Below are 22,349 nucleotides of genomic sequence, written 5' to 3'. Positions count from 1 at the left end.
CCGGTGGCACCTTCAGAGGAGAAGCGGGACGGCGACGCCGGCGCGGTGCTGCGGGTCGTGGAACTGTCCGGCGGGGTGGCCGCGAAGGTCTGCGGGCGCCTGCTGGCCGGGCTGGGACACGACGTGCTCCTGTGCGAGCCGCCCGGCGGGGACCCGCTGCGGACGCGGGCCCCGCTGGACGGGCACGGCGTCGGCCTCACCTTCTCCAGCCTCGACGCCGACAAGCGCAGCGTGGTCCTCGACCTGGACTCGGCGGACGGCCGGGCGGCGCTGCACCACCTGTTGGAACGTGCCGACGTCCTGATCACCGACCTCGGCCCCACCCGGGCGCGGGCGCTCGGCCTGACCGCGGCGGAGATCCGCCGCGCCTGGCCGGGCCTCGTCGCCGTGAGCGTCACGGCGGCGGGCCTGGACGACCCGCGCTCGGACCACCCCGGCGACAGCCTGCTCGCCGAGGCCCACGGCGGCCTCGCCTCGATGATCGGCGAGCCGGACCGCGCCCCGCTGAGCCTCGGCGGGGAGCAGGCGGCGCACGCCGCCGCGTTCGCGGGCTTCCTCGGGGGCATGCTCGCGCTGCGCCGCCGCGCGCACGCCGCGACGGGCGACGTCGTCGACGTGGCCCTGTGCGACGTCGCGGCGTACATCGACTGGAAGAGCGACATCGAGACCCACGTCGCCGCCACCGCCCCGACGCGCACAGGGGCCACGGCGGGGCAGTGGCGGATCGTCCGCGCGGCCGACGGCTGGGTCGGCGTGATCTTCCAGCCCGCGCAGTGGGACCTGCTGGTCGAACTCGCCGGCGGGACCGCGCCGGCGCCGTCCGACGACCCGGAGCGGGGGTGGGCGCTGATCGAGCGGTGGGCGGCGCGACTGCCCAAGCGGACGGTCTACGAGCGCGCGCAGGCGCTCGGCCTGGCCGTCGGCTTCAGCGCCGACCTGGGCGACCTCCTCGGCGACCCGCAGTACGAGGCGCGCGGCTTCTTCCGCGGGCCGCGGCGGGACGGCAGGACGATCGCGCCCGTCGGCCCTCCGGCCCGCGCCGCGGGACTGCCGTGGCGCTCGGGCCCGCCGCCGGAACCCGGCGACGGCGCCCAGGCCGCGGGGGCGCCCGTCCCGGCGCCCCGGGGGTCGTCCGGTGAGGGGGAGGCGCCGCTCGCGGGCGTGACCGTCCTGGACCTCGGGACGATCACGGCGGGCGCGGCCACCGGACGGCTGCTCGCCGACTACGGCGCCACGGTGATCAAGGTCGAGTCGGCGAGCCACCCGGACCCGTTCCGGCAGTGGCCGGTGGCGGGCAGCCCCCCGGCCGAGGGCACCCTCTCGCCCATGTTCGAGTCCAACAACGCGGGCAAGCTGGGCGTGGTGCTGGACCTCAAGACCGAGACCGGTCGCGCGGAGCTGTACCGGCTGGCCGCCCGCGCGGACGTCGTGATCGAGAACTTCACCGTGGGCGTGACCCGGCGGCTCGGGGCCGACTTCGAGACCCTGCGCGCGGTCAACCCGCGGCTGGTCTACCTGTCGTTGTCGAGCCAGGGGCAGGACGGCCCGGAGTCCGGCCGCAGGTCCTACGGCTCGACGCTCGACCTGCTGTCGGGGCTGGCCTCGGTGACGGGCTACCTGGACGGCGGGCCGATGTGGTCCTCCGCCGAGGTCAACTACCCCGACCAGGTGGCGTCCCTCTTCGGCGCGGGCCTCGTCGCGTACTGCCTGGAGCGCGACGTCCGGGGCGTCCACCTGGACGTCTCGCAGCGCGAGCTCATCAGCTGGACCCTCGCCGACCGCATCGCCGAGCACACCTGCACGGGCGCGCTTCCCGCGCCCACCGGCAACCGGCGCCCCGGCGCCACGCCCCACGACGTCTACCCCTGCGCGGGTGAGGGCCGGTGGGTCGCGATCGCCTGCCACACCCAGGCCGAACGGGACGCGCTCGCAGCCCTCGTCGCGCCGGAGGAGCTGGCGGAGCGGTCCGAGAAGTGGTGGTGGGCGCACGAGGGGCGCGTGGACGAGCTGATCGGGGCATGGACCCGCGCCCGTTCGCGGGCGGAATGCCTCGACGCCCTGGCCGGGGCGGGAGTGGCCGGCGCGCCGGTGCTCACGGCGTCCGAACGCGGGCGCGAACCGCGCTTCAGCGAGCGGAGGGTCTTCCTGGGGGACGGCGCGACCCGCCGCAAGGGATTCCCGCTCACGCTGCACGGCCACACCCCGCCGGACCCGGCTCCGGCACCGGGCCTCGGGGAGCACCAGGAGACGGTGCTCGCGGGCCCGAGCCTCACCAGCGGAAATCCGTCTTCATGAGAATCGGGGGGCGGATCCTCCGCCCCCGGGCATTCGCGTGAATCGGTGAATCACGAAACGCTCGCCGGCCCTTCGGGTGGACGACGGCGAGCGGGGCCCGGCCGGACCGGCCGCCGCCCCGCTCGCCGACCGGGTCACCGGACGTCGATCGCCAGGGTCTTGATCTGGCTGAACTCGTCGATCACCCAGTGGCCGCCGAGCCGGCCCCGGCCGGACCGCCGCCCGGCCGCGCCGCCGAAGGGCAGGCTGTACTCCCAGTAGTTGGAGGAGTCGTTGACCACCACCAGCCCGCAGTCGATGCGCTCGCCGATCCGGAACGCCTTCGAGACGTCGGAGGTGAACAGCGCGCCGACGAGCCCGAAGTCGCCGGAGTTCGCGGCCGCGACGATGTCCTCCTCGTCGTCGAAGACCGACAGCGAGGCGATCGGGCCGAACGTCTCCTCGGTGAAGAGGGCGGCGTCGGAACCGACGGAGGTGACGACCGTCGGGGGGAAGAAGAACCCGTCCTTGTCCTGGACGCGCTCACCGCCGGTCACGACGTCGGCGCCGTGCGCCCGGGCGTCCGCGATCAACCGGTCGTACCGGGCGATGCCCGATTCCAGGTGGACCGGTCCCATCGTGACCTCCGGATCCAGCGGGGACCCCAGCACCGTGTCCTCGGCTCGTTTCGCGAGCAGCCGGGTGAACTCGTCCGCGCACGACGCCGCCACCAGCACCTTGCCCGCGGCGCTGCACACCTGGCCGGCGTTCCAGAACGCCGCGTTCGAGATGGCCGCCGTGGCGATGTCGAGATCGGCGTCACCGAGCACCACGATGGGGGAGTTCCCGCCCAGTTCGAGCAGGAGCTTTTTGTCCCAGGCGGATTTCGCGATGGACTGACCGGTCCCGCTGCCACCGGTGAAACCGACGGCGACGATTCCCGGGTGCGTGACCAGATGCTCGGCGACCGCGACCTCGTTCGTGACCACCAATTGCAGCAGTTCCTGCGGGAAGTCCGCGGCGAGCAGGATCTCCCGGAACTTCGCCGCCACGACGGCGGTGGTGGGGGCCGGCTTCCACACCACGGCGTTACCGGACGCGAGGGCCGGGCCGAGATATTCGACCGGAATGTTCACCGGGAAGTTCCACGGGGTGATGACCGCCCATACGCCGAGCCCTTCACGGCGTACGATCACCCGCTTGTTCGGGTCCTCCACGTGCGGCGTTTCCCCGCTCATCGCGAGAACGGATTCCGCGGCCATCTCCAGCCCGCGAACCGCGAACAATATCTCGCCGCGGGCCTCGGCGACCGGCTTGCCGTGCTCGGTGGAGAGCACCTCGGCGAGTTCCTCATGCGAGGCGAGCAGCACTTGGGCGGCTGACCGGCACCACGCGGCGCGGGTGGCGGGACGTGCGGAACGTGTCTTGCGGAAGGCCGCCTCGGCACTGGCGACCGCGGCGTCCACATCGCCCGTCGAGGCCGCCGCCACATCGGCGAACGGCCGTCCTGTGGTCGGGTTGATCGCGGGGTAACGGGTGTCGCTTTCGCGCCATGATCCGTCGATCCAGGACGCGTAGACGTCGGCAGCCGAAGGCGCGGCAGAAGTCATGGTGATCCTTTCTGAGATTCATTTATCATATCAATTCCGTGGCCGACTGAATAGGTCCGGGGGCTGTGGACCTGGCTGGGCGGCGGTCAGTGGAACGTCGCAATGAGGTGGTCACCCGGCGGAGTCCCGGGATGCGGCGCGGCGCCGACCGTCCCACGGCCGCGAGCTGGGGCCATCGGCCGGGGATGCCATGGGATCCGCCGTCGCCTGAAACGACGCCGGTAAGCCGCATCCTCCCTGTTCCGTGCGAATCAATAAGGGTTGGCAAGGGATATTCTGGGGCGTTTTGAATGGTCGAGATCGAAGGAATTTGATTGTCGATTTTCTCCATGGCTTGCGCTCTGATGTGATTCCGGTCAGATTGGTGGCGAGCCAAGCGATCAGGATGTACCTGATCATGTGAGGAGTGCGCCATGGAGTCTTCGGTATCGCGTCGATCGGCTCTCGTCCTGACCGGCGCGGCCGTGGGAGGCGTGGCCGCGGGCCGCCCCCGGGAGCACGCCGACCTGGTGCTCCATTCGGGAACCGTGTGGACCGGGAACGGCACGGCCCGGGCGGTGGCCGTGAAGGGAATGCGGATCGTGGCCGTCGGCTCCGACGAGCACGTCCTCGAATGGGCGGGGGACCGCACGCGCCGGGTGGACCTGCGGGGCGCCTTCGTCGGCCCTGGATTCCGCGACCAGCACACGCACCTCGTCCAGACGGCGCTGACCGGCGCGGGAGCGGAGACCTACCGTCCGGTGTGGAAGCCCTACGACGAGGGCGAGGCGTTCGAGTCGCGCAGGCGGAACGGGAAGCGGCACCTGGAGATCCACGCGCGCGGCGAAACGCCCGTGGACAACTGCACCCGCAGCCCGGTCACCGAGAAGATGAAGAACGACCTGCTGGTCATGCAGGAGGAGGTGGCCAGGCAGGGCATCAGCACGGTGGTGGAGGCGGGGCTGCGGGATCTCGGCGCGCTGGACGCCCTGTTCCAGCTCGCCGACGAGGGCAGGCTGAAGGTCCGCTTCCTGGTGCGGGTGGGGTGGGGCTGCCTGGAGGAGGCGGCCCGGATGGGGCTGCGAACCGGTGTCGGCAACGAGTGGGTGAAAGTCCTGGGAGTGAAGCTGTATTCGGACGGTTGGCTGGGCCCGCGCACCGCCGCGCTGCGCCGTCCCTACACCGACGACCCCTACGGCTTCCCGCGCGAGGGAGTCCTCTTCCTGGAACAGGAACGCGCCGACCGCGACGTCGCCCGCGCCCGGGAACTGGGCTTCAACGTCACCACGCACGCCATCGGCGACCGCGGGCTGAAGGTGACGCTGAACGCCTACGAGCGCGCGGGGGTCTCACCGCGCGACCGCTGGGCGGTCGAGCACGTGCAGGTCGCCGAGGACGACCTGCTGGAGCGGATGATCCGGCGCGGCGTGATCGCGAGCATCCAGCTGAGCTTCGCGACGACCGACCAGCGCTTCGCCGGGGACGCCCTGGGAGAGAAGCGGCTCCGGTACGCCTACCGCTGGCGCGACATGCTGAGGGCGAGGATGCCGATGGTCGGCGGCAGCGACTTCGGCAACGAGGTCCTCGACCCGCTGTGGGGCCTGCAACGCGTGGTGACCCGCACCGAGTTCGACGGCACGCCGCCCGGCGGCTGGATGCCGGACCAGCGCCTCGACGTCCCCGCCGCGCTGCGCCTGATCACCTCGAAGGCGGCCTTCGCCTCGTATGAGGAGCGGCAGCGCGGCACGGTGTCGCCCGGCAGGTACGCCGACCTCGTCGTCCTCAAGGAGAACCCGCTGACGATGCCGCCGGAGCGGATCGCGGCGGCGACCCGCCTGATGACCGTCACCAACGGAAAGATCACCTCCGAGACCCCCGTGCGCTACCCGCCCACGGCCTAGGCGGACGATGCGGGTCCGCCGCCTCCCCCGGGCGGCGGCCCCGCATCGCGGATCGGACCGGTTCAGTTGGCGGGTCCTCCGGTACCGGGCTTGTGCGGCGGCGGCCATGGGGTGGGAACGCAGCGATCCGCCGGCCCCGAGGCGAGCGCCTCCATCGTTCCGATGACCTCGCCCCTCCAAAGGCTCTTGTCGCCCTTCTGCGCCGGGCTGTAGAGGACGTCGACATAGATGGTGTATCCGGCGGGAATGCGGTCGGGGTGGACGATCGCCTCTTTGTAGTCCACCGGTACACGGTCCTTGTTGAGCACGTTGACGAGCTCGAACACCTGTCGCCGTTGGCTGATGAGCCGCTTTTCCCATCCCGGCCCGTGCACGCACCGCTTCTCGGGCGGCAGATACGTGATCACGGCTCGCACGCCGAGTTTCCGGAGCCGTCGTTCGAGCCCGGGGGCGTCCCGGAACTCGCGGATGGTGACCTTGATCGTGCCGTCCGGGAGCCTTTCGGCGGCATAGGCGGGGCTGCCCTGGGACTCGGTCGCCACCATGGTGAACACGGCACCGGCGGCGACAACGCTTCCCGCGGCGGCCGCCAGCGCGAGCCGCCGGCCCGCCCACCGGCGGCTCCATGCCGCGCGGACCCGCGTCCCGGCCTCGGCCTCGCGCATCAACGCCACGCGCCGGCGTTGCCGGGCGATGGGGTCGACGGGCTCGTCCAGGCTTCGGCCCAGCTCGGTCAGGTCATTCATCTCGATCACCTTCCGCGTCGAGTCGGTCATCACGCAGGGGGTCGCGTCCGCCGAGTGCCTGGCGGACCTTGCGGCGGGCGCGGTTCACGCGGGAGGCCACCGTGCCGGTGGGGACGCCGAGCGCCTCGCCCGCCTCCTGGTAGGAGAGCCCGGCCCACACCACCAGCAGCAGGGCATGCCGGTCGCGCCGCGCCAGCGCGGCCAGCGCCCCGGCCAGCGCGGGCCGGGCCGCCTCGGCGCTCACCTTGTCGTCCACCCGGCCGAGGGCGTCGTCGTCGGCCTCCACCGGCGTCCGGGCGAGCGTCCTGTAGCGGGTGGCCTCCAACCTGCGGTGCCGCGATATCAGATGGGTCGCGATACCGAAGAGCCACGGCCGGACCCCGCCTCGCGCGGGGTCGTAGCGGCCGCGCTCCCGGAACGCGACCAGGAACGTCTCACCGGCGACGTCGTCGGCGGCCTCCGGACCGAGCCGGCGCGCGACGTACCGCCGCAGCGCGTCGTAGTACCGGTCGAACAGCACACCGAACGTCTCCGGCTCCGTGAGCGACACCGCGACGATCCTCTCGTCGCCCTCACGCGGTCTCCGCCCGGCCGTGGTCACCGGCTCGGACGTCATCGCCGCCGCCACAGGCGGTACGGCGGCACTTTCGTGGTCATCTCCGGCCCTTCGAGCGGGTGCGGATTCCTGTCACCTGTGTATTGCCATCCGCGCCCCGCCCACTTCACGCCTCAGGGCTTGATGGTCGTGCCCTGGGCCGAGAGCAGGCGCCACTCACCGGGGGACTCGGCGGCGAAAACGTGGGTGTAGCGGCTGCCCGCGCTGAACGCCGTCCCGTCCGGGTTCTCGAAGGTCATGCTGGTCCGGCCGACGACCAGACCGACGTCACCGACCCTGCGGACGACGGCCTCCTCAGGAAAGGAGTCGATCGCCGGGAAGCGCAGGTCGCCGCCGGAGACCAGGGCGAGCAGGGCGGCCTTGCCGACGACCGCGCCGTCCTCGACGCCCACCAGGAGGAAGTCCTCGGCGAGGAGCGCGTCCAGGCGGGCGGCGTCGCCCTTCATCAGCGCTTGGAAGAAGAGCCGGTCGTGCTGGAGCAGGGCGTCCTGGGTCATAGGCGGTCCACCGTAGGGCCTGACACCGACGACAAGGTCAAGCCCGTGCACGGGTGAGCCGCCGCGGAACGGCCGGGGCCGTTCCGCGGCGGCGGATCGAGCCCGCTACTGGCGCGCTGTCCGCTCCTGGGCCGGTGCTTCCACCACAGGCGACCGCGAGTCGGCCGACGGGCGGGTCGCCGGGGCGCGGCGCACCGTCAGCAGGACGAGGAGGACGAGCGCGGCGGCGATCCAGAACACGCTCCGGACGCCGGTGGCGTCGACCACCAGGCCGCTGGCGAGCGCGCCGAGCGCGATGGCGAGGTTGAACACGAAGCAGTAGATCGCCGTCGCCGCCTCCGCCTCGTCCGGCGCGGCGCCGAGGATCCAGGTCTGGAGCGCGACGGGCGCCGCGCCGTAGGCCAGGCCCCAGAGGAGCAGCAGCGCGGCGCCGGTCCAGGGCGTCGTGCCCAGCAGCGGGAACAGGACGAGCGCGGCGGCGAGCACGACGACGATGGAGGCCAGCGTGCGGCCCGGGGCCCGGGACGCGCGGCTTCCGGCGGCCGCGTTGCCGATCATGCCGAGGATCCCGTAGCCGAGCAGCAGCGGCCCGACGGCGGCGGCGCCGACTCCTGCGACGTCCCGGAGCGCCGGGCTGACGAAGATGTAGGCGCCGTAGTGCCCGGCGATCAGCAGGGCGGTCGCGGCGATCCCGGCCATCAGGACGGGGTTGCGCGTCTGCGCGCGAAGGGCCCGCAGGCGCACCGGCTCGGCCGCCGGAAGCGGGGGGAGGAGGACGAGCGCGGCGGCCAGGACGGCGAGGCTCAGCCCGGTGAGCGACCAGAACGCGCCGCGCCACCCCAGCAGCTCGCCGATCATCGTCCCGACCGGCACGCCGAGCACGGCGGCGGCGCCGACCCCGCCGAAGATCAGCACCAGCGCGCGGGGGACGGACGGCCCGGGCACGAGCCGCACCGCGAGGCTGCCGGCGATCGCCCAGAACCCGCCGATCGTGACCCCGACCAGCAGCCGGGACGCGAGCAGCACCCCGAAGTTCGTGGCCAGCGCCGAGACGGTGCTGGCCACGGCCATCACGGCGAGCAGCACGGCCAGCAGCGCCCGCCGGTCGAGCCTGCCCACCGCGAGCGGCAGCCCGATCGAGGAGAACGCCGCGACGACGCCGGGCACCGTGACCGTGAGGCCCGCCGTCCCCACCGCGACGCCGAGCTGCTCGGACATCGAGGGGAGCAGCCCGACCGGGAGCTGCTCCGCGGTGATCATCGAGAAGATGCCCAGCGAGACGGTGAGCACGCCGAGCCACATCCGCGGTGTCGTCCGCTCGGCGTCCCGCGGTGGCGAGTCGGGCAAGGGCACGGTGACCTCCAGGTGGGGGGAGTCCGGGCAGCGCGCGTCGCGTCGCGAGCGGGCGGGAGGCCCGGCGAACAAAAGGGAAGGGGCGTCCCGCGGCGGGCCCTGCTCGGCTCGTCGGGGGAGGTCGCTATGGGGTTGGTGTCCGGCGTGCGCCGGGGTCAGGTGGTCGCGTCGAGGGGGACCCAGCGATCGGCCCAGCGGCTCAGCGCGTAGACCGCGTCGTGCAGCTCCAGGCCCTTCTGGGTGAGCTTGTACTCGATCCGCACGGGGGTCTCGTCGTGGACGATCCGCTCCACGATGCCCTCGTCCTGGAGTTCCTTCAGGCGCTCGGTCAGCATGCGGTCGCTCAGCCCGGGAACGACCACCCGCAGGTCGGCGAACCGGTTGACGTCGAGGAGCAGGGCCCGCACGATCGCACCGGTCCACCGCTTGCCGATGACCTCGACGGCGCGGTGGTAGCGCGGGCAGAACGCGGTGTCGGTGATGTCCACACGCCGATACTAAGGAAAAGTAAGTCGCTGCACAACCGTAAGTCGCTTACGCATTCGCAAGAGCGTCGGACGCGACATCCGCGCCTATCGTCGCCGTGCCGGCGGACCGGCGGCCTCGCCCGGCCCGCGCACGGGAGTGAACACGACCGGGAGCTCATGCAGCGCGCGAACGATGGAACTCGGCTGGCGGCGAAGCCGCTCCTGCGGCACGGCCAGCGCCAGGTCGGGGAGACGCCGGACGAGCGCACGCAGCCCCACCGCGCCCTCCAACCGGCCGAGCGGAGCCCCGAGGCAGTGGTGCCGCCCGTGCCCGAACCCCAGGTGGGCGTTGTCGGGGCGTTCCACGTCGAACCGGTCGGGCTCGGTGAACCGCGCGGGGTCGCGGTGGGCGCCGGCCAGCGCGATGAGCACCGGTTCACCGGCCGGGATCAGCGTTCCGCCGATCTCCACCGGCTCGGTGGTCCAGCGCCACGCCGCCAGCTCCATCGGCCCGTCGTACCGCAGGACCTCCTCCACGACGGCGTCCGCCAGTTCGGGCCGTTCCCGCAGAAGCGCCAACTGCTCGGGGGAGCGCAGCAGCGCGACGAGGCCGTTGCCGATGAGCCCGGCGGTGTTCTCGTGCCCGGCGATCACCAGCAGGAAGATCATCGAAAGCAGCTCGGACTCGCTGAGCCGGCCCTGCCCCTGGTCGGCGACGAGCGCGCTGATCAGATCGTCGCCCGGGGCGTCCCGCTTGGCCGCGACGAGCGCTCGAAGATACTCGCCCGGAGGCTGGACGCCGTTCACGCGCCCGTCGACGTCCCCGGATTCGGTCGCGACGGCATTGGAGGTCCACTGCCGGAAAAGGCTCCGGTCCTCCGCCGGTATACCGAGGATTTCGCAGATGACGGTGATGGGCAGCGGATAGGCGAACTCGGCGATGAGTTCGGCCTCACCGCGTTCCTCGAAGGCGTCGATGAGCGAGTCGGCGACCTGCTCCACCCGCTCGCGCAGGGCCTCGGTCCGGGCCTTGGTGAAGACGGCGGAGACCAGGCGGCGCAACCGCTCGTGGTCCGGCGGCTCCCGGGTCAGAAGGTGCACGCCCAGGCCCGCGCCGTCCTCCAGCGGACGGCCGCGGTCGGCCTCGCGCCACGCTGGCCCGGCCGCCCGGGGGTCCCGGCTGAGCCGCGGATCGGCGAACGCGGACCGCGCGTCCTCATAACGTGACACGACCCAGCAATGCACATTGTCGCGCAGACGCACCCGGCAGACCGGCCGCTCCTCACGAAGCCGCGCGTACGCCGGATAGGGATCGGCGTCCGAACCCGTCCCGATGAGCCCCGTCCTGACGTCCACCCGCGCCCCCTACCGCCGTGGTAGCCCTTCCCGCCAAGACTCTGCGGTCAAGCGACACCCCTGTCAACGCCGTATCTCCCCTCAGGTTTGCTTGCCGAGGAGGCGGACGAGGCGGACGAGGGCGAGGCGCTGGCCGTCCGGGTCGTCGTTGAGGTCCGGCATGAGCATGCGCTGGAACTGGGGGGTCGCGAACCACCAGCCCGCCAGGGCGATGACGGCGTACATCAGCTCTTCGGGCGGCACGTCGGGGTTGAGATGCCCGGATCGCTGGGCGTCCGCGAGGGCGGCGATCTTCTGAGCGTAGTGCGCGGTCCGCTCGGCCTGCGCCGCCACCGGTTCGTCCTTGCCGGAGTGGAGGCCCTCCCAGTGCAGCAGGCGGATGAAGTGCGGGTGGGCGCGGTGGTAGTCGAAGACGCGCCCGGCGTACTCGCCGAGGTCGGCGGCCGCCTCGGAGTCCATGGGGACGGCCTCGGCCAGGCGTTCCAGCTCCGCGGTGAGGACGACGGCGAACACGCGCTGCTTGTTGCCGAAGTAGGAGTAGATGCGCTCCTTGTTCACCCCGGCCGTGGCGGCGATGCGATCCATGCGCGCCGCCTCGGGGCCGTGGGTGGCGAACTCGCCGATCGCGGCGTCCAGGATGAGCCGTTTGGTCCGCTCTGTGTCCCAAGCCATGAGTCGAGCATACCGCCAACTCCAACTCGCTGGTTGGACATCTGGGGATCGCCGTGCCAAACTCCAACCAGCGAGTTGGAATTTCCCTCGCGTCCAGAGGTATCAGGGAGACGTCATGGCATCGGTACGCACTCGGTCCACCAACCCGGTCGCCCCGTCGATCCACCTGCGGGCGGTGATCACGTGGCTGGCCGTCTACGCCATGATCATGGTCACCCAGGTGCTGCTCGGGCCCCTGCTCGGAGCGCTGGCCCTGCCGGTCAGAACCCTCGTGGTGACGGCCATCGTCGTGCCCAGCGTCGTGTACGCCCTCGTGCCGGTGACGCTGCGGGTGCTCGCCGCACTGCGCAGGTGAACCGGGGTTCGCCGGTCAGGTGACCTCCGCCGTCCATACGCGGCCCTGGTGGAGCAGCCGGCCGCGGACGGCGGTGGCGGCCGGGTGGGCGGCTCCGGCGCGTCCGGCCAGGAACAGCGTGTTGATCGGCGGCACCTCGGGCTGGTGGAGCAGGCGCAGGCGGCCGTCCGCCAGCTCGGCGGCGCACAGGTAGGCCGGCAGGACGGTGATTCCGGCGCCCGCGATCACCGTGGCCAGCACGCCGCGCAGGTCGGGGACGACGACGGCGGGGCTGCGGGTGAGGCGGGTGTCGAAGACGGTGCGCCAGTAGCGCCGCAGGATCGGCAGGTTCTCGGCGTAGGTGATCAGCGGGGCGCGGTCGATGTCCTCGGCGGCCCAGACGGGGGCGGCGACCAGGACGAACTCCTCGTCGGTCAGCACCTCGACGTCCAGCCCCCGCCGCCGTGGACGGACGGTGGAGACGACCAGGTCCAGCCCGCCCCCGGAGAGATCGGCCAGCAGGTCGTCGGGCATCCCGAACCGGGTCCGCACCTGTAGTCCCCGGGCGATCAGGTGGGCCAGCGACGGCAGCACGCGCGCGCACAGCAGTTCGGCCGGCCCGCCGAGGTGGACGGCGCGCCCGAAGGGGTCGGCGGAGCGATCCAGGTCGGTGTGGGCCCAGTCCTCAAGGCTGTCGATCGCCGGGGCGATCCGCGCGGCCAGGTGGTCGGCGGCCGGGGTGGGGGCCATGCCGCGCGGGACGCGGTCGAACAGCGGCCGGTCCAGGTCGGACTCCAGCGTCTTGACGTGGGCGGTGACGGTCGGCTGGGACAGGCCCCGCAGGTCGGCCGCACGGGACACCGAACCGGTCCGGTAGACCGCCACGAAGGTCCGCAAGAGATCGAACGAGACGTCGCGCACCCGCCCCTTGTATCAGAAAACCGATAGCAGCACGCGTGACGTCCTATTGGATTTCGATGCCGGGGACGGCTGATGATCAAGTCGTCGCCGCCTCGGCCCCGCACGGGGACCGGGGCGTCTCGACGGCCACTCGATCCCGTAGGGAGAACCATCGCCATGTCCAAGCGGATCCTCATCGCCCTGACCAGCCACGCCGCCCTCGGCTCGACCGGGCGCAAGACCGGCTTCTACGTCGACGAGGCGGCGGTGCCGTGGGAGGTGTTCACCGCCGCCGGCCACCGGGTGGACCTGGTCAGCGTCGCCGGAGGCGTCCCGCCGCGCGACGGCGAGGACCGCTCCGACCCGGTCCAGCGCCGCTTCCTGGCGGACGAGCACATCGCCGCGCAACTGGCCGACACCACCACCCCCGACCGGATCGACGCCGACGGCTACGACGCGATCCTGTTCGCCGGCGGGCACGGCAGCATGTGGGACTTCCCCGACAACCCGGGCCTGGCGCGGCTGGCCCGCACGCTGTTCGAGCGGGGCGGCGTGGTCGCCGCCGTCTGCCACGGCCCGGCCGCCCTGGTCGGCCTCACCCTCTCCGACGGCACCTACCTGGTGGCGGGCAAGAAGGTCGCCGCGTTCACCAACGCCGAGGAGACCGCGGTCGGCCTGGCCGAGGTGGTGCCGTTCCTGCTGGCCGACCGCCTGGTGGCGCAGGGCGCCGCGCACGTGCCGGCCGAGAACTTCACCTCCCAGGTGGTCGTCGACGGGCGCCTGGTCACCGGACAGAACCCCGCCTCGGCCCGCGGCGTGGCCGAGGCCGTCCTCGCGGTCCTGGGCTGAAGCCGGCCTCCGCCATCCGAGCTGCGGCGCGTCTCAGAAGTAGCGGGACGAGAGGTCTCCCGTCGGCCAGGTCTTCACGGCGTCGGCGGCGTCGTGCAAGGCCGGGTCGATGTCGCCGTAGCCGGGCGCGTCTCCCTCCTGCCGCTGGTCGAACAGGGCCGCCCAGGCGAGCCCGTCGTACCGGCGGACGAGGAGGGTGAACGTCCCGGCCAGGGAACCGGTGTGCCAGGTGTTCATGCCGGTCCCGCCGCCGACGGGACGGACCTGCCACCCGCAGCCGTAGTAGTAGCCGTCACTGATCCCGGTCTCCGGCTCGGCGAACGCGCGCTGGATCGACGCGGAGTTCAGCACGGTCGTCCCGCCGTCGTAGATGCCCGCGAACCGGGTCAGGTCCAGGGCGGTGGCGAGCCAGCCGCCGTGCGAGTCCATGTTCTCCAGGTTGAACGCGCCATACGGATAGGCGACCGTCGTCCCGCTGTTGTCGAACACGGTCGGGCCGGTGTAACCGGAGTAGTAGCGGACCTCGCCGCTCTCACTGGTGCGGGAGTGCCCGAGCTTCAGCCGCTTGATGGCACGCGGGGTGAGGACGGCCTGCTGGACATAGGAGCCGTAACTCTGCCCGGTGACCTTCTCGATGATGCGCCCGAGCAGCAGGAACCCGTAATTGGAGTACGCGTATTTCGTGCCCGGCGCGTGGTCGAGCCTGCGGTCCGATACGTACTTCATGATGGCGGCCTGCGAGACCGGCAGGGGAACGCCGAGCGCCTTGGCGATCGTCGCGTCCTGGAACATGGGATCCGGTGAGACGGAGCCGTCCCAGCCGCCGAGATGCTGGAGCAGGCGCAGCACGGTGACGTCCGCGAGCCGGGAGTCGGCGGCCGTCGAGAGCCCGAGCAGGGAGGCGGCGCGGTCGGTGAGCTTCAGCCGCCCGTCCTGGACGAGCCGCAGCACCGCCGTCGCCGTCAGCGGCTTGCTGATGCTGGCGATGCGGAACAGCGAGGTCGGCTGGGTGGGGGAGGCCGTGTCCGCGCTCCAGGTGTAGCCGCGGGCGAGGACCAGCCTGCCGTCCTTGACCACGGCGAGCTGGCCCGCCGGGATGTCGCGGGCCTGCATGAAGCCCTTCATCGTCGAGTCGAATCCCGCGAGAGCCGCCGGCAGCGGTCCGGTCGCCTGCCAGGAACGGGCGGCCGCCCGTGCCGACGCGCGGCCCGCCGGCAGCGCGGCCGCGCCGACGCCGAGGCCCGCCAGCCCCGCCACCCGTCCGAAGTCCCGCCGGCTCACTGCCGTCATGCCCGCCTCCAGAAGATCAGATGTCCGAACGACTCGGACGCTATACGACGGAGGCGAAAATGATCACCTGTCGAGGATCTTGGTGCGCGGGGTCTCCCACCGTGCGGCCCCCGCCGCACGGTGGGCATGCCCATGGCTACGGGCGGACGAGGATGACGTTGCCGAGCGAGCGCTGGCCCGTCGCGTCGGACGGCCGGTTCACGATGCCGCCGTCCCGCGTGACGAGGACGCTGGAGCCGCCGCCGTCGAGGTTCATCGCCTCCTCGGCGCCGAGCAGCTTCATGAGCTCGCCGGTCTGGGCGATCCCGAGCCCCTCGCTGTAGCCGTCCCGGCGGCCGTCGACGACGACCAGCATGAGCCGTCCGTCCCGGTCCATCCCGATCATCGAGCGCGGGTTGGCGCGCAGCGTCCAGTTGTAGGTGAAGGTCTGGTCGTCGCCCTCGCGGATCAGCCCGTCGGCCTGGGCGTTCACCGAGACGCGCCCGTCCCTGACCAGGGTGGGGCCGACCTGGAGGATCGTGGTGCCGCGCTTCAGCGACACGCGGTGGCCCCGGCCGTCCTCGACCCGCTCGCGCACCTTCAGCCGGTCGCCGGCCTTGACCCGGTCGAGCAGCCAGGAAGCGCTCTCGCCCGTCGCCTGGATGGTGGAACCCCCGGCGGGCACGGCCGCGCCGCGCGAGCCGTTCACCGCCGTCACCCTGCCGCGCTCGTCCAGGACGGCCTCGGCACCCGCGCCCTTCGGCGGGACGCCCCACTCGGGCGTGAACCGCACCAGCTCGCTGTCGTCGGTGCACTTCAGGTCGTGCTGCGGCTTCTCGGTCGGCTGGTCGCCGCCCACCCCGCCGCAGTTCCAGATCTCACCCGGCACCCGGTTGACGCCGTCGAGTTCGACGGTGGTCTTGCCGACCCGCATCGTGACGTGGGCGGTGTAGGCGTCCACCTCGGCCCGCCGCCCGTCCTTGGTGAGCTTGATGCCGCCGCGGCCCTGCGTGGCCCCGCCGATCAGCTTGCCGTCCTTGACGTACATGCCGCCGGGCGCGCTGTTGTAGAACCACTGCGCGTTGATCCCCGCGACCGCGCGGTTCGCGGCGACCAGGTCGGTCAGCTTCTCGGTGCCGTTCAGGGTCGGACCGAAGTCGGTGCCGACCGACCCGCGGAACTTGCGGAAGTCGACGCTGATCATGTGCACCTTCTGGGGCGCGCCCGGGTCGGTGCCGTCCTGAGCGGTGTAGCGCGTACCGCCCGCGAACCCCGCCGCCCTGACCGTGGCGAGCGCGGCCGACGCCTCGGCGTCGGTGGCGTACCGGCCGACCCGCACCGTCCACCCGAGTGTCCCCGCGGGACGGTCGGCGAACGCGGGCGAGGAGACCCGCTCCAACCGCGGCTCGAACCCCTTGCCCCGCACCGCCTCGGCCACCCGGCGCGCGATCTCCTCCGACCCCAGCGCCGTCCCGGCCTTGTTCAGCGGCCCGTCGATCGTGGCCGGCAGGTACACGTGGACGGTCCAGTAGTCGTCGGCGTCCTTGGCGCCGAGCGACATCGTGGTCAGCGTCACTCCACGCGCCACCTCGGTGGTCACCGGCCGCCCGCTCAGCGGAAGCCTGCCCCCGAAGAAGGACCCGGGCGCGGCCTGAGCCCCCTCTGGAATGGGCGCGGTCCGAGCGGACGCCGCGACGGGCATGCTCACGGCCAGCACGGTCACGACCGCTGCCAGGGCCGGGAGGGGTTTGGGACGCATGAGAACCTCTCTGATCAGGCAAAACAGAATCGGCGCGATCATCAAAGGGTCCGCAGCTTGCCCGAAACCAACCACCAAGCGGCCGCCGCCTAACACCAGGCAAACAGCTACCCCCACCCACCCCACCCACCAGCGCCATCCCGCCCCCCGCCGTTTCGCTCTGCCCTTGAAAGCGAAATGCTCCAAGGGGGGACGAGCGCGGTGCGTCTCACAAGGGCTGGTCGAGCCCACCTCCACGCTCGTTGGTCGCAGAGCGCCTCTCGGGCCCGCTGTATGCTCCGGACATGTCGCTGGATCTTGGGCTTTTCAGGTCGCGCTACGACGAGATTCCCTGGCCGCCGGAGAGGCTCGGCGCCGAACGCATGGGGCTCTCATGAGGGTGCTCGACCACCGCGACCGGATCGCGCTCGCCGACCTCGTCGCCAGGTACGCGCTCTACGCCGACCACCTCAGGTACACCGGTCTCGTGGGTCTCTTCGCCGACGACGCCGTGCTGGTCCTGCCGGACCCTCCGGAGCAGCTCGAACCCGTCCGTACCCTCACGGGACGAGACGAGATCGGCAAGGCGTTCCGATCCCTGGAGAGGTTCCCGCGCACGTCGCACGAGATCGTGGGCCAGGTATTCGATCCGGGACGCGAGAACGCGACGGCGACAGGACAGATCGCCTGCGTCGCGCACCATCTCAACGAAGAGGAGCCGGGAAAGCCCACCGACTTCGCCTGGCATCTCCGCTACAGCGACGCCTACCGCCGGGAGGGCGGCTTCTGGCACATTGAGCGCCGGACAGTCCAGATCGACTTCATCGAGAAGAAACAGGTCTGGGCCTGGAGAGACTGAACACCAGCAAAGCGACACAGCACTCACAGCCGCCTCGAACCAGCCACTGGCAATCGAGACGATCCAGCTTCATACCCATCGAGGCGTCGACTGCCCTGCGGTTGTTGCGAGCAAGAATCGCTCGGAGCAGCTTTCCAGCCAACGCAATCGTCGACTACCAACTGTCACGGGTGTGATCGTAATGGGAGGCTCCGTCGAACAGGGTGAGAGTGCTGCTCACTGCAGTGCCGGGGCCGCCGAGCAGGCAACGAGCCGACATGGCCGTCGCGGCGGCGAGTATCACTGCTCGGTGGCGGGCATGGGTTCGCGGGGCTTCGCCGGTTCGTCCCGGACGGCGGCATGGACGACCTCCGCGACGTTGTAGCCGAGGACGCTGGCCAGGTCGGTCAGCCCCGGAGTGCTGAGGACCGCGTTGACCTCACCGGCCTCCAAGCCGCCTCGCCAGCGGGTGTCCTCCCGGGGCTTCTCGTCGTTCCAATATGCCCGGGCATGCCTTATGAAGTCCTCCGCCTCCGCACGCCCGGGGCCGTCGAGGCGCCGGATGTACCCCTCCAGTTGCTCCTTCCCCACGTACGGGACGAAAGAGCTCCAATTGCCGCCGGTGTCGTGGATCCTCGTGGTATCGGATTGCGAGTCAAGCGGAAGGTGCAGGAAGCCGGCCAGCCGCTCCAATGACCGTTCCGGGCGCGCCATGTAATCCTCGTAGCGGACGACCATGTGCGGCAGACCGTACGTGTTGACGGTGCGGAGCGCGTCCACGTACGTGTCCCGCCAGATGCCCGCGCCCCGCCACAGCGGCTCCCCCGTCCGGTTCCGGTGGCTGATCGCGAAGGCGATCGGGTTCCGCGCCGTGACGATCACGTTCACCGGTGCACGGTGCGTCGGGTCGGCGGACTGCTGCTCGATGGCCCGCCGGAGCCAGGTGACGTACTTGCTTCCGTCGACGACCACCGAAACGCCCAGTGACCGGGCGAAGTGCCGGTGCATGCCGAGGATGTCGTCATAGGAAGCCCGCTCCCGGAGCGCGGCCGTGAAGTGTCGGCACTCCTTGCCGAGCAGTGAGCAGGGCCCGCACTCTTGACCGGCGTCCTTGTGGCTGTACCCGGGCATCTGCGTGAAGTTGTTCAGCTCACCGACGTAGTGGGCGCTCCGGATCCGAGTGGTCATGTCGCGCCCGAGCAGGGTCGAGCCCGAGAACAGCGTGCCGACGACGAACACCGAGGTAGGCGGACGGTCCTGCCCGTCGCGGAGCCTCGAACGGAGGTTCGCCAGCTGGCCAGGCTGAACCGGGGCCCCTTGCTTCTCAGCGTCCATGTTCACACCCACGGGAATGACGAGTACCGGCCGGCCGGAACGAGATGATCGTGCAGAGCATTGTGCACCCTACCGCCGCCCTGCCCGGCATGAGCCCGGTACCGCCGCTGCCTCCCAGAGCCCGATCAGATGATGTCCGGCGATTGCCTGACAGCTGAGGGGAGGGTCCGATAGATGTGAGCGCGTGACCGATCCCACGCCCCCCGAGGATAGCGAGCCCACCTCCTTTGCGGAGAACGCGAAGAACTGGTACCAGAAGCACAAAACGAAGATCCGCGCAGTCGGCGCAGTGACTCTGATCGCGGGCTTGGGGGTGATCGCCCACCTCGCCGAAAGGAGCAATACCAAGGCGTGGGACGCCGAAGATTCCGCGCCGCCCCCTACCTCTGAACTCTCGGCCACTCCGAAACGCAAGGGACACAACGTACCCGCGAGCGTGGTGAAGCTCCCCGCTGGACAGCAAGCTAGCGAGCAGCGCAGGGCGGCGTACAGGGAAGCGACGGGGGAGGACCTTCCTGCCGGTAGCACCTATCGCTCGGAGCATCGCCGGGGCGCCTCCGAAGAGGACGAGACTCGCGGCGACGAAGCAGCTTGATTAACTGCTCTAGCGCCGTCCCTCGCCGCCATTTCCGAAGAGGAGCTGTGCCGATCATTGAGTCGATATCCGGAGCCGCTGCTGGTGTCGTGCGGATGCCGGCCACGATCGTCAACGACCGTGAGCAGAAGGGGCTTCTGCTCACGGTCGCGGCGCTCTTCTGCGGCATCGGCGACCAGACCTGGCCAGTCGCCCATGCGGCCTTGGTGGCAATCGTCTCCCAGAGGCACACGAGAGAGGCGGGCTTCGATCGTGCTCTCGCCGCGATCAGTGCCACTCCGGGAGTCGTTGCTCTAAGGGACGTCTTCCGGAGTGGCACGATCACTTGTTGGCGCTGATCCTTAGCCGCGCGACGTCGTGACGACGAGGGTGCGCAGGCCGGGATTGCCCTGCTGCGTGCTGTTCCAGCTGCCGACCGCCGTGACGTTTCCAGGTGCGATCGCGGCGACCCCGCCCAGGGTGGTGGAGTTCGAGCCGTTCGGGTTGCTGGGGCTGGGCACGATGCTCCATGCGCTGCCGTTCCAGTGCTCGATCAGCGACTGGTTGACGCCGTCGGCGCCCCCGGTGGCCGCGCCCACCGCCCACACGTCATGCGAGGACAGCGCGGTGATGCCGGTAAGGAAATTGGGATTGACGCTGTTGCCGACATTGGGCACCGGCACCTTGCTCCACGCCGTGCCGTTCCAGTGCAGTGCGAGATTGCGCGACTCTCCGCCCTTGTCGCCGAGTGACCGGCCCACGGCCCAGACGTCGCTGGAGGACACGGCGTGTACCGCTTCCAGAGAGTTCTGCCCGATGGGCAGGGTCGGCAGGACGGACCACTGGGTGCCGTTCCAGTGCAGGATCAGTTCGTCGGTGTTGCCGCTGTGCGAGTCGACGTCGGAGCCGACGGCCCATACGTCCTTCGTGGACGCCGCCGAAATAGCCCTGACGAAGTTCACTCCGTTCGGGACGTCCGGCACCGAAACGACGCTCCACGCCGTACCGTTCCAGTGCTCGAACAGCGGAAGGATCTGGGTGGTGGTCGAGAAATAGCCGGTCGCCCACACGTCACTGGTCGACACCGCGGCGACGCCGGTCAACTGGGCGCCCTCCGTGCCCGCGTTCGGACTCGGCACTATCGACCACGCGGTGCCGTTCCAGTGCTCGATCAGCGTGGTGCTGGCCTCGATGGACAGGTTGGAGTTCTGGCGGCCGACCGCCCAGACGTCCTTCGACGACACGGCCGCGACGGCGGCGAGCTGACTTCCCGACGTGCCGTCCGGGGATGGCGTGGCCGACCAGCGTGTCCCGTTCCAGTGCTCCGCCAGGGTGTGTTCGGTGGTGTCGGGGTGCGAGACGAAACCGACCGCCCATCCGTCCTGCGGCGAAATGCTCGCCGTCGAGGTCAGGAGGTCGTTGGAGATCGGCGCCGTGGCGGTGTCAACACTGGGCACCACCCGGAAGATCGAGGCGCTCGCGTCCGCTGCGGCGGTATTCGCCAGAAGCAGGCCCGCGGCGGCCAGTGCCAGGAAGGGAATCGTTCTTTTCCGCATGCTGTCCCCTCAGAGGATTGGCATAGGACGATCGTGTCCACCAAGGGATAATGCGGGGGGTTACAGCAGGTCTGATGTGCTGGCCGCTCCGGTGCATCGTCGATGATGCCGATGACCGTGAATGCGGTGTCGCCGATGAACACGGCGGGCTGGTTCCGGGCGCTGGTAATGCCGAGCCGGGAGGCGACCAGGCTGACGCCCTCCTCGTTGTCGCCGCGCGCGTGCCGTTCGGGTGTGCGCCGCACCATGACATCGCCCGTCCCGACCGTCCAGAAGACCCCGGCGGCCCGGACGCCGTTCAGCCGGCCGAGGCGGCGCTCGGCGTCCGCGGGGAACGCCGCGTCGGCGGACAGGTCGCCCGGAGTCCGTGTCGGAGGGGCGCATCGGTTGGACCGGGAGCGTCGATTCCACCATCGGGCGCGCTCATCAGCACGCCGCCGGGGCCCGCGAAAAGAGGAACCGGGTGGGACGAACCGGGCATCCGGTCAGGCGTTGGGCGGGTTGACCACCAAGGTCCACTTGGCCGTGGACGGGCGCGGCCTGCCGCTGTCGATCGTGGTCACCGCCGGGAACGTCAATGACTGGACCGCCTTCGCCGTGCTGCGGCACGGTTCGGGTCGGCCTCGGTGCCGGCCCGGCGGCGATCCGCCGGTCGTTGCGGGTGCGGGGGGTCGCCGCGACCATCTCCGAACGCCTTGAGCAAAAGGCCGGGAGGGGCCGGCGCGGCTCGCGCGGTGGTCGGCCGCCGGCCTTCGATCCGACCCTCTACAAGCGCCGCGACGTGGTCGAGCGCTGCATCGGGCGCCTCAAGCAGGGGCGCGGCATCGCCACCCGCTACGACGAACTCGTCCGCGACTGCCGCGCGGCGATCGTTCTGGTCGCAGCCCAACACATGATCCACCGGCCGAGACGGGGATGGAGCCGCTCGCGCGGGCCGGGAGCTACGCCGTCTTTCTGCGCGAACTCGACGGCATGAGCGAGTGGGCGAGGACGGTCGCCGAGGCGGCGGCCGTCGTCGGCGCCGACTTCGACGCCGAGCTGGTCGCCCGGATGCTGGACCGTCCGGAGTCAGAGATCTTCGACGCCATCGGGGATCTCCTGGGCCGCGATCTGGTCCGCTCGGTGGCGCGCGGCCCCTATTTCGCGTTCCGCCATCCGGTGGTCCACCGAGCCGTCTACTACGGAAGCGAACTGAGCGTGCGGGTGTGCCTGCACGTCAGGGCCGACGAAGTCCTCGCGGAGCGCGGCGCGGCCGCCGTGGTCCGGGCGCCGCACGTCGAGCAGTGGGCCGGCCATGGAGACCTCGCCGCGGTGGACGTGCTTGAGGAGGCGTCGCAGGCGGTCAGCGGGACGCAGCCGGTGACGGCCGCGTCCTGGCTGTCGGCGGCGTGGCGGCTGCTGCCGCACCAGCCCTGCCACGAGGCGCGCCAGACCCGGTTGCTGCTGCGCCTCGCGAAGGCGCGGGGGGCGGCCGGGGAGCTGCGC

The 22,349-nt window shown here is 71.2% G+C and carries 21 protein-coding genes and 1 pseudogene; 9 read left to right on the top strand and 13 right to left on the bottom strand.

The window, feature by feature from the left end; genetic code table 11:
• The first annotated feature begins 3 nt into the window (after window positions 1-3).
• Window positions 4-2,295, top strand: coding sequence for a CaiB/BaiF CoA-transferase family protein (locus tag GNZ18_RS00460; protein ID WP_156214076.1), 2,292 nt, complete (start codon window positions 4-6; stop codon window positions 2,293-2,295).
• A 134-nt stretch (window positions 2,296-2,429) separates the two neighbouring features.
• On the opposite strand, the gene GNZ18_RS00455 is transcribed toward GNZ18_RS00460, so the two are convergent.
• Entirely contained in the window at window positions 2,430-3,884 is a 1,455-nt protein-coding gene (locus GNZ18_RS00455; protein WP_156214075.1) for an aldehyde dehydrogenase family protein, read from the bottom strand.
• A 413-nt stretch (window positions 3,885-4,297) separates the two neighbouring features.
• On the opposite strand from GNZ18_RS00455, the gene GNZ18_RS00450 reads away from it, so the two are divergent.
• Window positions 4,298-5,764 (top strand): amidohydrolase, encoded by a 1,467-nt coding sequence (locus tag GNZ18_RS00450; RefSeq protein ID WP_156214074.1) that lies wholly within the window; start codon window positions 4,298-4,300, stop codon window positions 5,762-5,764.
• Between the two features lie 62 nt (window positions 5,765-5,826).
• On the opposite strand, the gene GNZ18_RS00445 is transcribed toward GNZ18_RS00450, so the two are convergent.
• The 7 genes from GNZ18_RS00445 to GNZ18_RS00415 form a co-directional block, all read right to left on the bottom strand.
• On the bottom strand, window positions 5,827-6,540 hold the full coding sequence (locus GNZ18_RS00445) for a hypothetical protein (RefSeq protein WP_156214073.1): 714 nt from the start codon (window positions 6,538-6,540) through the stop codon (window positions 5,827-5,829).
• Window positions 6,503-7,126, bottom strand: coding sequence for an RNA polymerase sigma factor (locus GNZ18_RS00440; RefSeq protein WP_156214072.1), 624 nt, complete (start codon window positions 7,124-7,126; stop codon window positions 6,503-6,505). The genes GNZ18_RS00445 and GNZ18_RS00440 overlap by 38 nt, the downstream gene beginning before the upstream one ends.
• Window positions 7,127-7,239: 113 nt before the next feature.
• Window positions 7,240-7,623, bottom strand: coding sequence for a YybH family protein (locus GNZ18_RS00435; RefSeq protein ID WP_156214071.1), 384 nt, complete (start codon window positions 7,621-7,623; stop codon window positions 7,240-7,242).
• A 105-nt stretch (window positions 7,624-7,728) separates the two neighbouring features.
• On the bottom strand, window positions 7,729-8,976 hold the full coding sequence (locus tag GNZ18_RS00430) for an MFS transporter (protein WP_216651107.1): 1,248 nt from the start codon (window positions 8,974-8,976) through the stop codon (window positions 7,729-7,731).
• A 155-nt stretch (window positions 8,977-9,131) separates the two neighbouring features.
• Window positions 9,132-9,464: a winged helix-turn-helix transcriptional regulator gene (locus GNZ18_RS00425; protein ID WP_216651106.1), complete on the bottom strand. Its 333-nt coding sequence runs from the start codon at window positions 9,462-9,464 to the stop codon at window positions 9,132-9,134.
• Window positions 9,465-9,548: 84 nt separating this feature from the next.
• On the bottom strand, window positions 9,549-10,673 hold the full coding sequence (locus tag GNZ18_RS00420; protein ID WP_216651105.1) for a cytochrome P450 family protein: 1,125 nt from the start codon (window positions 10,671-10,673) through the stop codon (window positions 9,549-9,551).
• A 207-nt stretch (window positions 10,674-10,880) separates the two neighbouring features.
• Window positions 10,881-11,471, bottom strand: a complete 591-nt coding sequence (locus GNZ18_RS00415) for a TetR/AcrR family transcriptional regulator (protein ID WP_156214070.1) — start codon at window positions 11,469-11,471, stop codon at window positions 10,881-10,883.
• 115 nt (window positions 11,472-11,586) lie between these two features.
• Here GNZ18_RS00415 and GNZ18_RS00410 point away from each other — a divergent pair, with 115 nt between their 5' ends.
• Window positions 11,587-11,826: a putative antibiotic biosynthesis monooxygenase gene (locus GNZ18_RS00410; RefSeq protein ID WP_156214069.1), complete on the top strand. Its 240-nt coding sequence runs from the start codon at window positions 11,587-11,589 to the stop codon at window positions 11,824-11,826.
• Window positions 11,827-11,841: 15 nt separating this feature from the next.
• On the opposite strand, the gene GNZ18_RS00405 is transcribed toward GNZ18_RS00410, so the two are convergent.
• Entirely contained in the window at window positions 11,842-12,726 is an 885-nt protein-coding gene (locus tag GNZ18_RS00405) for a LysR family transcriptional regulator (RefSeq protein WP_312874222.1), read from the bottom strand.
• Between the two features lie 156 nt (window positions 12,727-12,882).
• On the opposite strand from GNZ18_RS00405, the gene GNZ18_RS00400 reads away from it, so the two are divergent.
• The gene (locus GNZ18_RS00400; RefSeq protein WP_156214068.1) at window positions 12,883-13,554 is read left to right on the top strand and encodes a type 1 glutamine amidotransferase domain-containing protein; all 672 of its coding nucleotides are present in this window, start codon (window positions 12,883-12,885) and stop codon (window positions 13,552-13,554) included.
• A gap of 33 nt (window positions 13,555-13,587) precedes the next feature.
• Here the strand turns inward: GNZ18_RS00400 and GNZ18_RS00395 are convergent, their stop codons facing one another.
• Window positions 13,588-14,844, bottom strand: coding sequence for a serine hydrolase domain-containing protein (locus GNZ18_RS00395; RefSeq protein WP_156214067.1), 1,257 nt, complete (start codon window positions 14,842-14,844; stop codon window positions 13,588-13,590).
• Between the two features lie 136 nt (window positions 14,845-14,980).
• Window positions 14,981-16,582, bottom strand: coding sequence for a phosphodiester glycosidase family protein (locus GNZ18_RS00390; RefSeq protein ID WP_173390585.1), 1,602 nt, complete (start codon window positions 16,580-16,582; stop codon window positions 14,981-14,983).
• A 373-nt stretch (window positions 16,583-16,955) separates the two neighbouring features.
• On the opposite strand from GNZ18_RS00390, the gene GNZ18_RS40655 reads away from it, so the two are divergent.
• On the top strand, window positions 16,956-17,420 hold the full coding sequence (locus GNZ18_RS40655; RefSeq protein ID WP_173390584.1) for a nuclear transport factor 2 family protein: 465 nt from the start codon (window positions 16,956-16,958) through the stop codon (window positions 17,418-17,420).
• A gap of 279 nt (window positions 17,421-17,699) precedes the next feature.
• Here the strand turns inward: GNZ18_RS40655 and GNZ18_RS00380 are convergent, their stop codons facing one another.
• Complete coding sequence (locus GNZ18_RS00380) at window positions 17,700-18,734, bottom strand: sulfotransferase family protein (RefSeq protein ID WP_156214064.1); 1,035 nt, start codon at window positions 18,732-18,734, stop codon at window positions 17,700-17,702.
• Window positions 18,735-18,918: 184 nt separating this feature from the next.
• Between GNZ18_RS00380 and GNZ18_RS00375 the strand changes: the two genes are divergently transcribed.
• Both GNZ18_RS00375 and GNZ18_RS00370 read left to right on the top strand, forming a co-directional pair.
• Window positions 18,919-19,329, top strand: a complete 411-nt coding sequence (locus tag GNZ18_RS00375; RefSeq protein WP_156214063.1) for a hypothetical protein — start codon at window positions 18,919-18,921, stop codon at window positions 19,327-19,329.
• 47 nt (window positions 19,330-19,376) lie between these two features.
• Window positions 19,377-19,667, top strand: a complete 291-nt coding sequence (locus GNZ18_RS00370; RefSeq protein ID WP_156214062.1) for a hypothetical protein — start codon at window positions 19,377-19,379, stop codon at window positions 19,665-19,667.
• Window positions 19,668-19,670: 3 nt separating this feature from the next.
• On the opposite strand, the gene GNZ18_RS00365 is transcribed toward GNZ18_RS00370, so the two are convergent.
• Window positions 19,671-20,864, bottom strand: a complete 1,194-nt coding sequence (locus GNZ18_RS00365) for a hypothetical protein (protein ID WP_156214061.1) — start codon at window positions 20,862-20,864, stop codon at window positions 19,671-19,673.
• 102 nt (window positions 20,865-20,966) lie between these two features.
• Between GNZ18_RS00365 and GNZ18_RS43955 the strand changes: the two are divergent.
• Together GNZ18_RS43955 and GNZ18_RS00355 are read left to right on the top strand one after the other, a co-directional pair.
• Window positions 20,967-21,416: pseudogene (locus GNZ18_RS43955) on the top strand (hypothetical protein); the annotation flags it as partial.
• 25 nt (window positions 21,417-21,441) lie between these two features.
• Window positions 21,442-21,840: a transposase gene (locus tag GNZ18_RS00355; RefSeq protein ID WP_156214059.1), complete on the top strand. Its 399-nt coding sequence runs from the start codon at window positions 21,442-21,444 to the stop codon at window positions 21,838-21,840.
• Window positions 21,841-22,349 lie beyond the last annotated feature (509 nt).

It is taken from the genome of Actinomadura litoris, from assembly GCF_009733595.1.
GTDB lineage: Bacteria > Actinomycetota > Actinomycetes > Streptosporangiales > Streptosporangiaceae > Spirillospora > Spirillospora litoris.
Note: the sequence above shows the minus strand (reverse complement) of the source record. Positions and strands in the feature narration are given on the sequence as shown.

Excerpts from the sequence above, each read along its gene's own strand:
- GNZ18_RS00455 (WP_156214075.1), bottom strand. The coding sequence starts at position 3,884 with ATGACTTCTGCCGCGCCTTCGGCTGCCGACGTCTACGCGTCCTGGATC.
- GNZ18_RS00450 (WP_156214074.1), top strand. The coding sequence starts at position 4,298 with ATGGAGTCTTCGGTATCGCGTCGATCGGCTCTCGTCCTGACCGGCGCG.
- GNZ18_RS00445 (WP_156214073.1), bottom strand. The coding sequence starts at position 6,540 with ATGACCGACTCGACGCGGAAGGTGATCGAGATGAATGACCTGACCGAG.
- GNZ18_RS00440 (WP_156214072.1), bottom strand. The coding sequence starts at position 7,126 with ATGACGTCCGAGCCGGTGACCACGGCCGGGCGGAGACCGCGTGAGGGC.
- GNZ18_RS00435 (WP_156214071.1), bottom strand. The coding sequence starts at position 7,623 with ATGACCCAGGACGCCCTGCTCCAGCACGACCGGCTCTTCTTCCAAGCG.
- GNZ18_RS00415 (WP_156214070.1), bottom strand. The coding sequence starts at position 11,471 with ATGGCTTGGGACACAGAGCGGACCAAACGGCTCATCCTGGACGCCGCG.
- GNZ18_RS00410 (WP_156214069.1), top strand. The coding sequence starts at position 11,587 with ATGGCATCGGTACGCACTCGGTCCACCAACCCGGTCGCCCCGTCGATC.
- GNZ18_RS00400 (WP_156214068.1), top strand. The coding sequence starts at position 12,883 with ATGTCCAAGCGGATCCTCATCGCCCTGACCAGCCACGCCGCCCTCGGC.
- GNZ18_RS00395 (WP_156214067.1), bottom strand. The coding sequence starts at position 14,844 with ATGACGGCAGTGAGCCGGCGGGACTTCGGACGGGTGGCGGGGCTGGCG.
- GNZ18_RS00390 (WP_173390585.1), bottom strand. The coding sequence starts at position 16,582 with ATGCGTCCCAAACCCCTCCCGGCCCTGGCAGCGGTCGTGACCGTGCTG.
- GNZ18_RS40655 (WP_173390584.1), top strand. The coding sequence starts at position 16,956 with ATGAGGGTGCTCGACCACCGCGACCGGATCGCGCTCGCCGACCTCGTC.
- GNZ18_RS00380 (WP_156214064.1), bottom strand. The coding sequence starts at position 18,734 with ATGGACGCTGAGAAGCAAGGGGCCCCGGTTCAGCCTGGCCAGCTGGCG.
- GNZ18_RS00365 (WP_156214061.1), bottom strand. The coding sequence starts at position 20,864 with ATGCGGAAAAGAACGATTCCCTTCCTGGCACTGGCCGCCGCGGGCCTG.
- GNZ18_RS00355 (WP_156214059.1), top strand. The coding sequence starts at position 21,442 with ATGACTGGACCGCCTTCGCCGTGCTGCGGCACGGTTCGGGTCGGCCTC.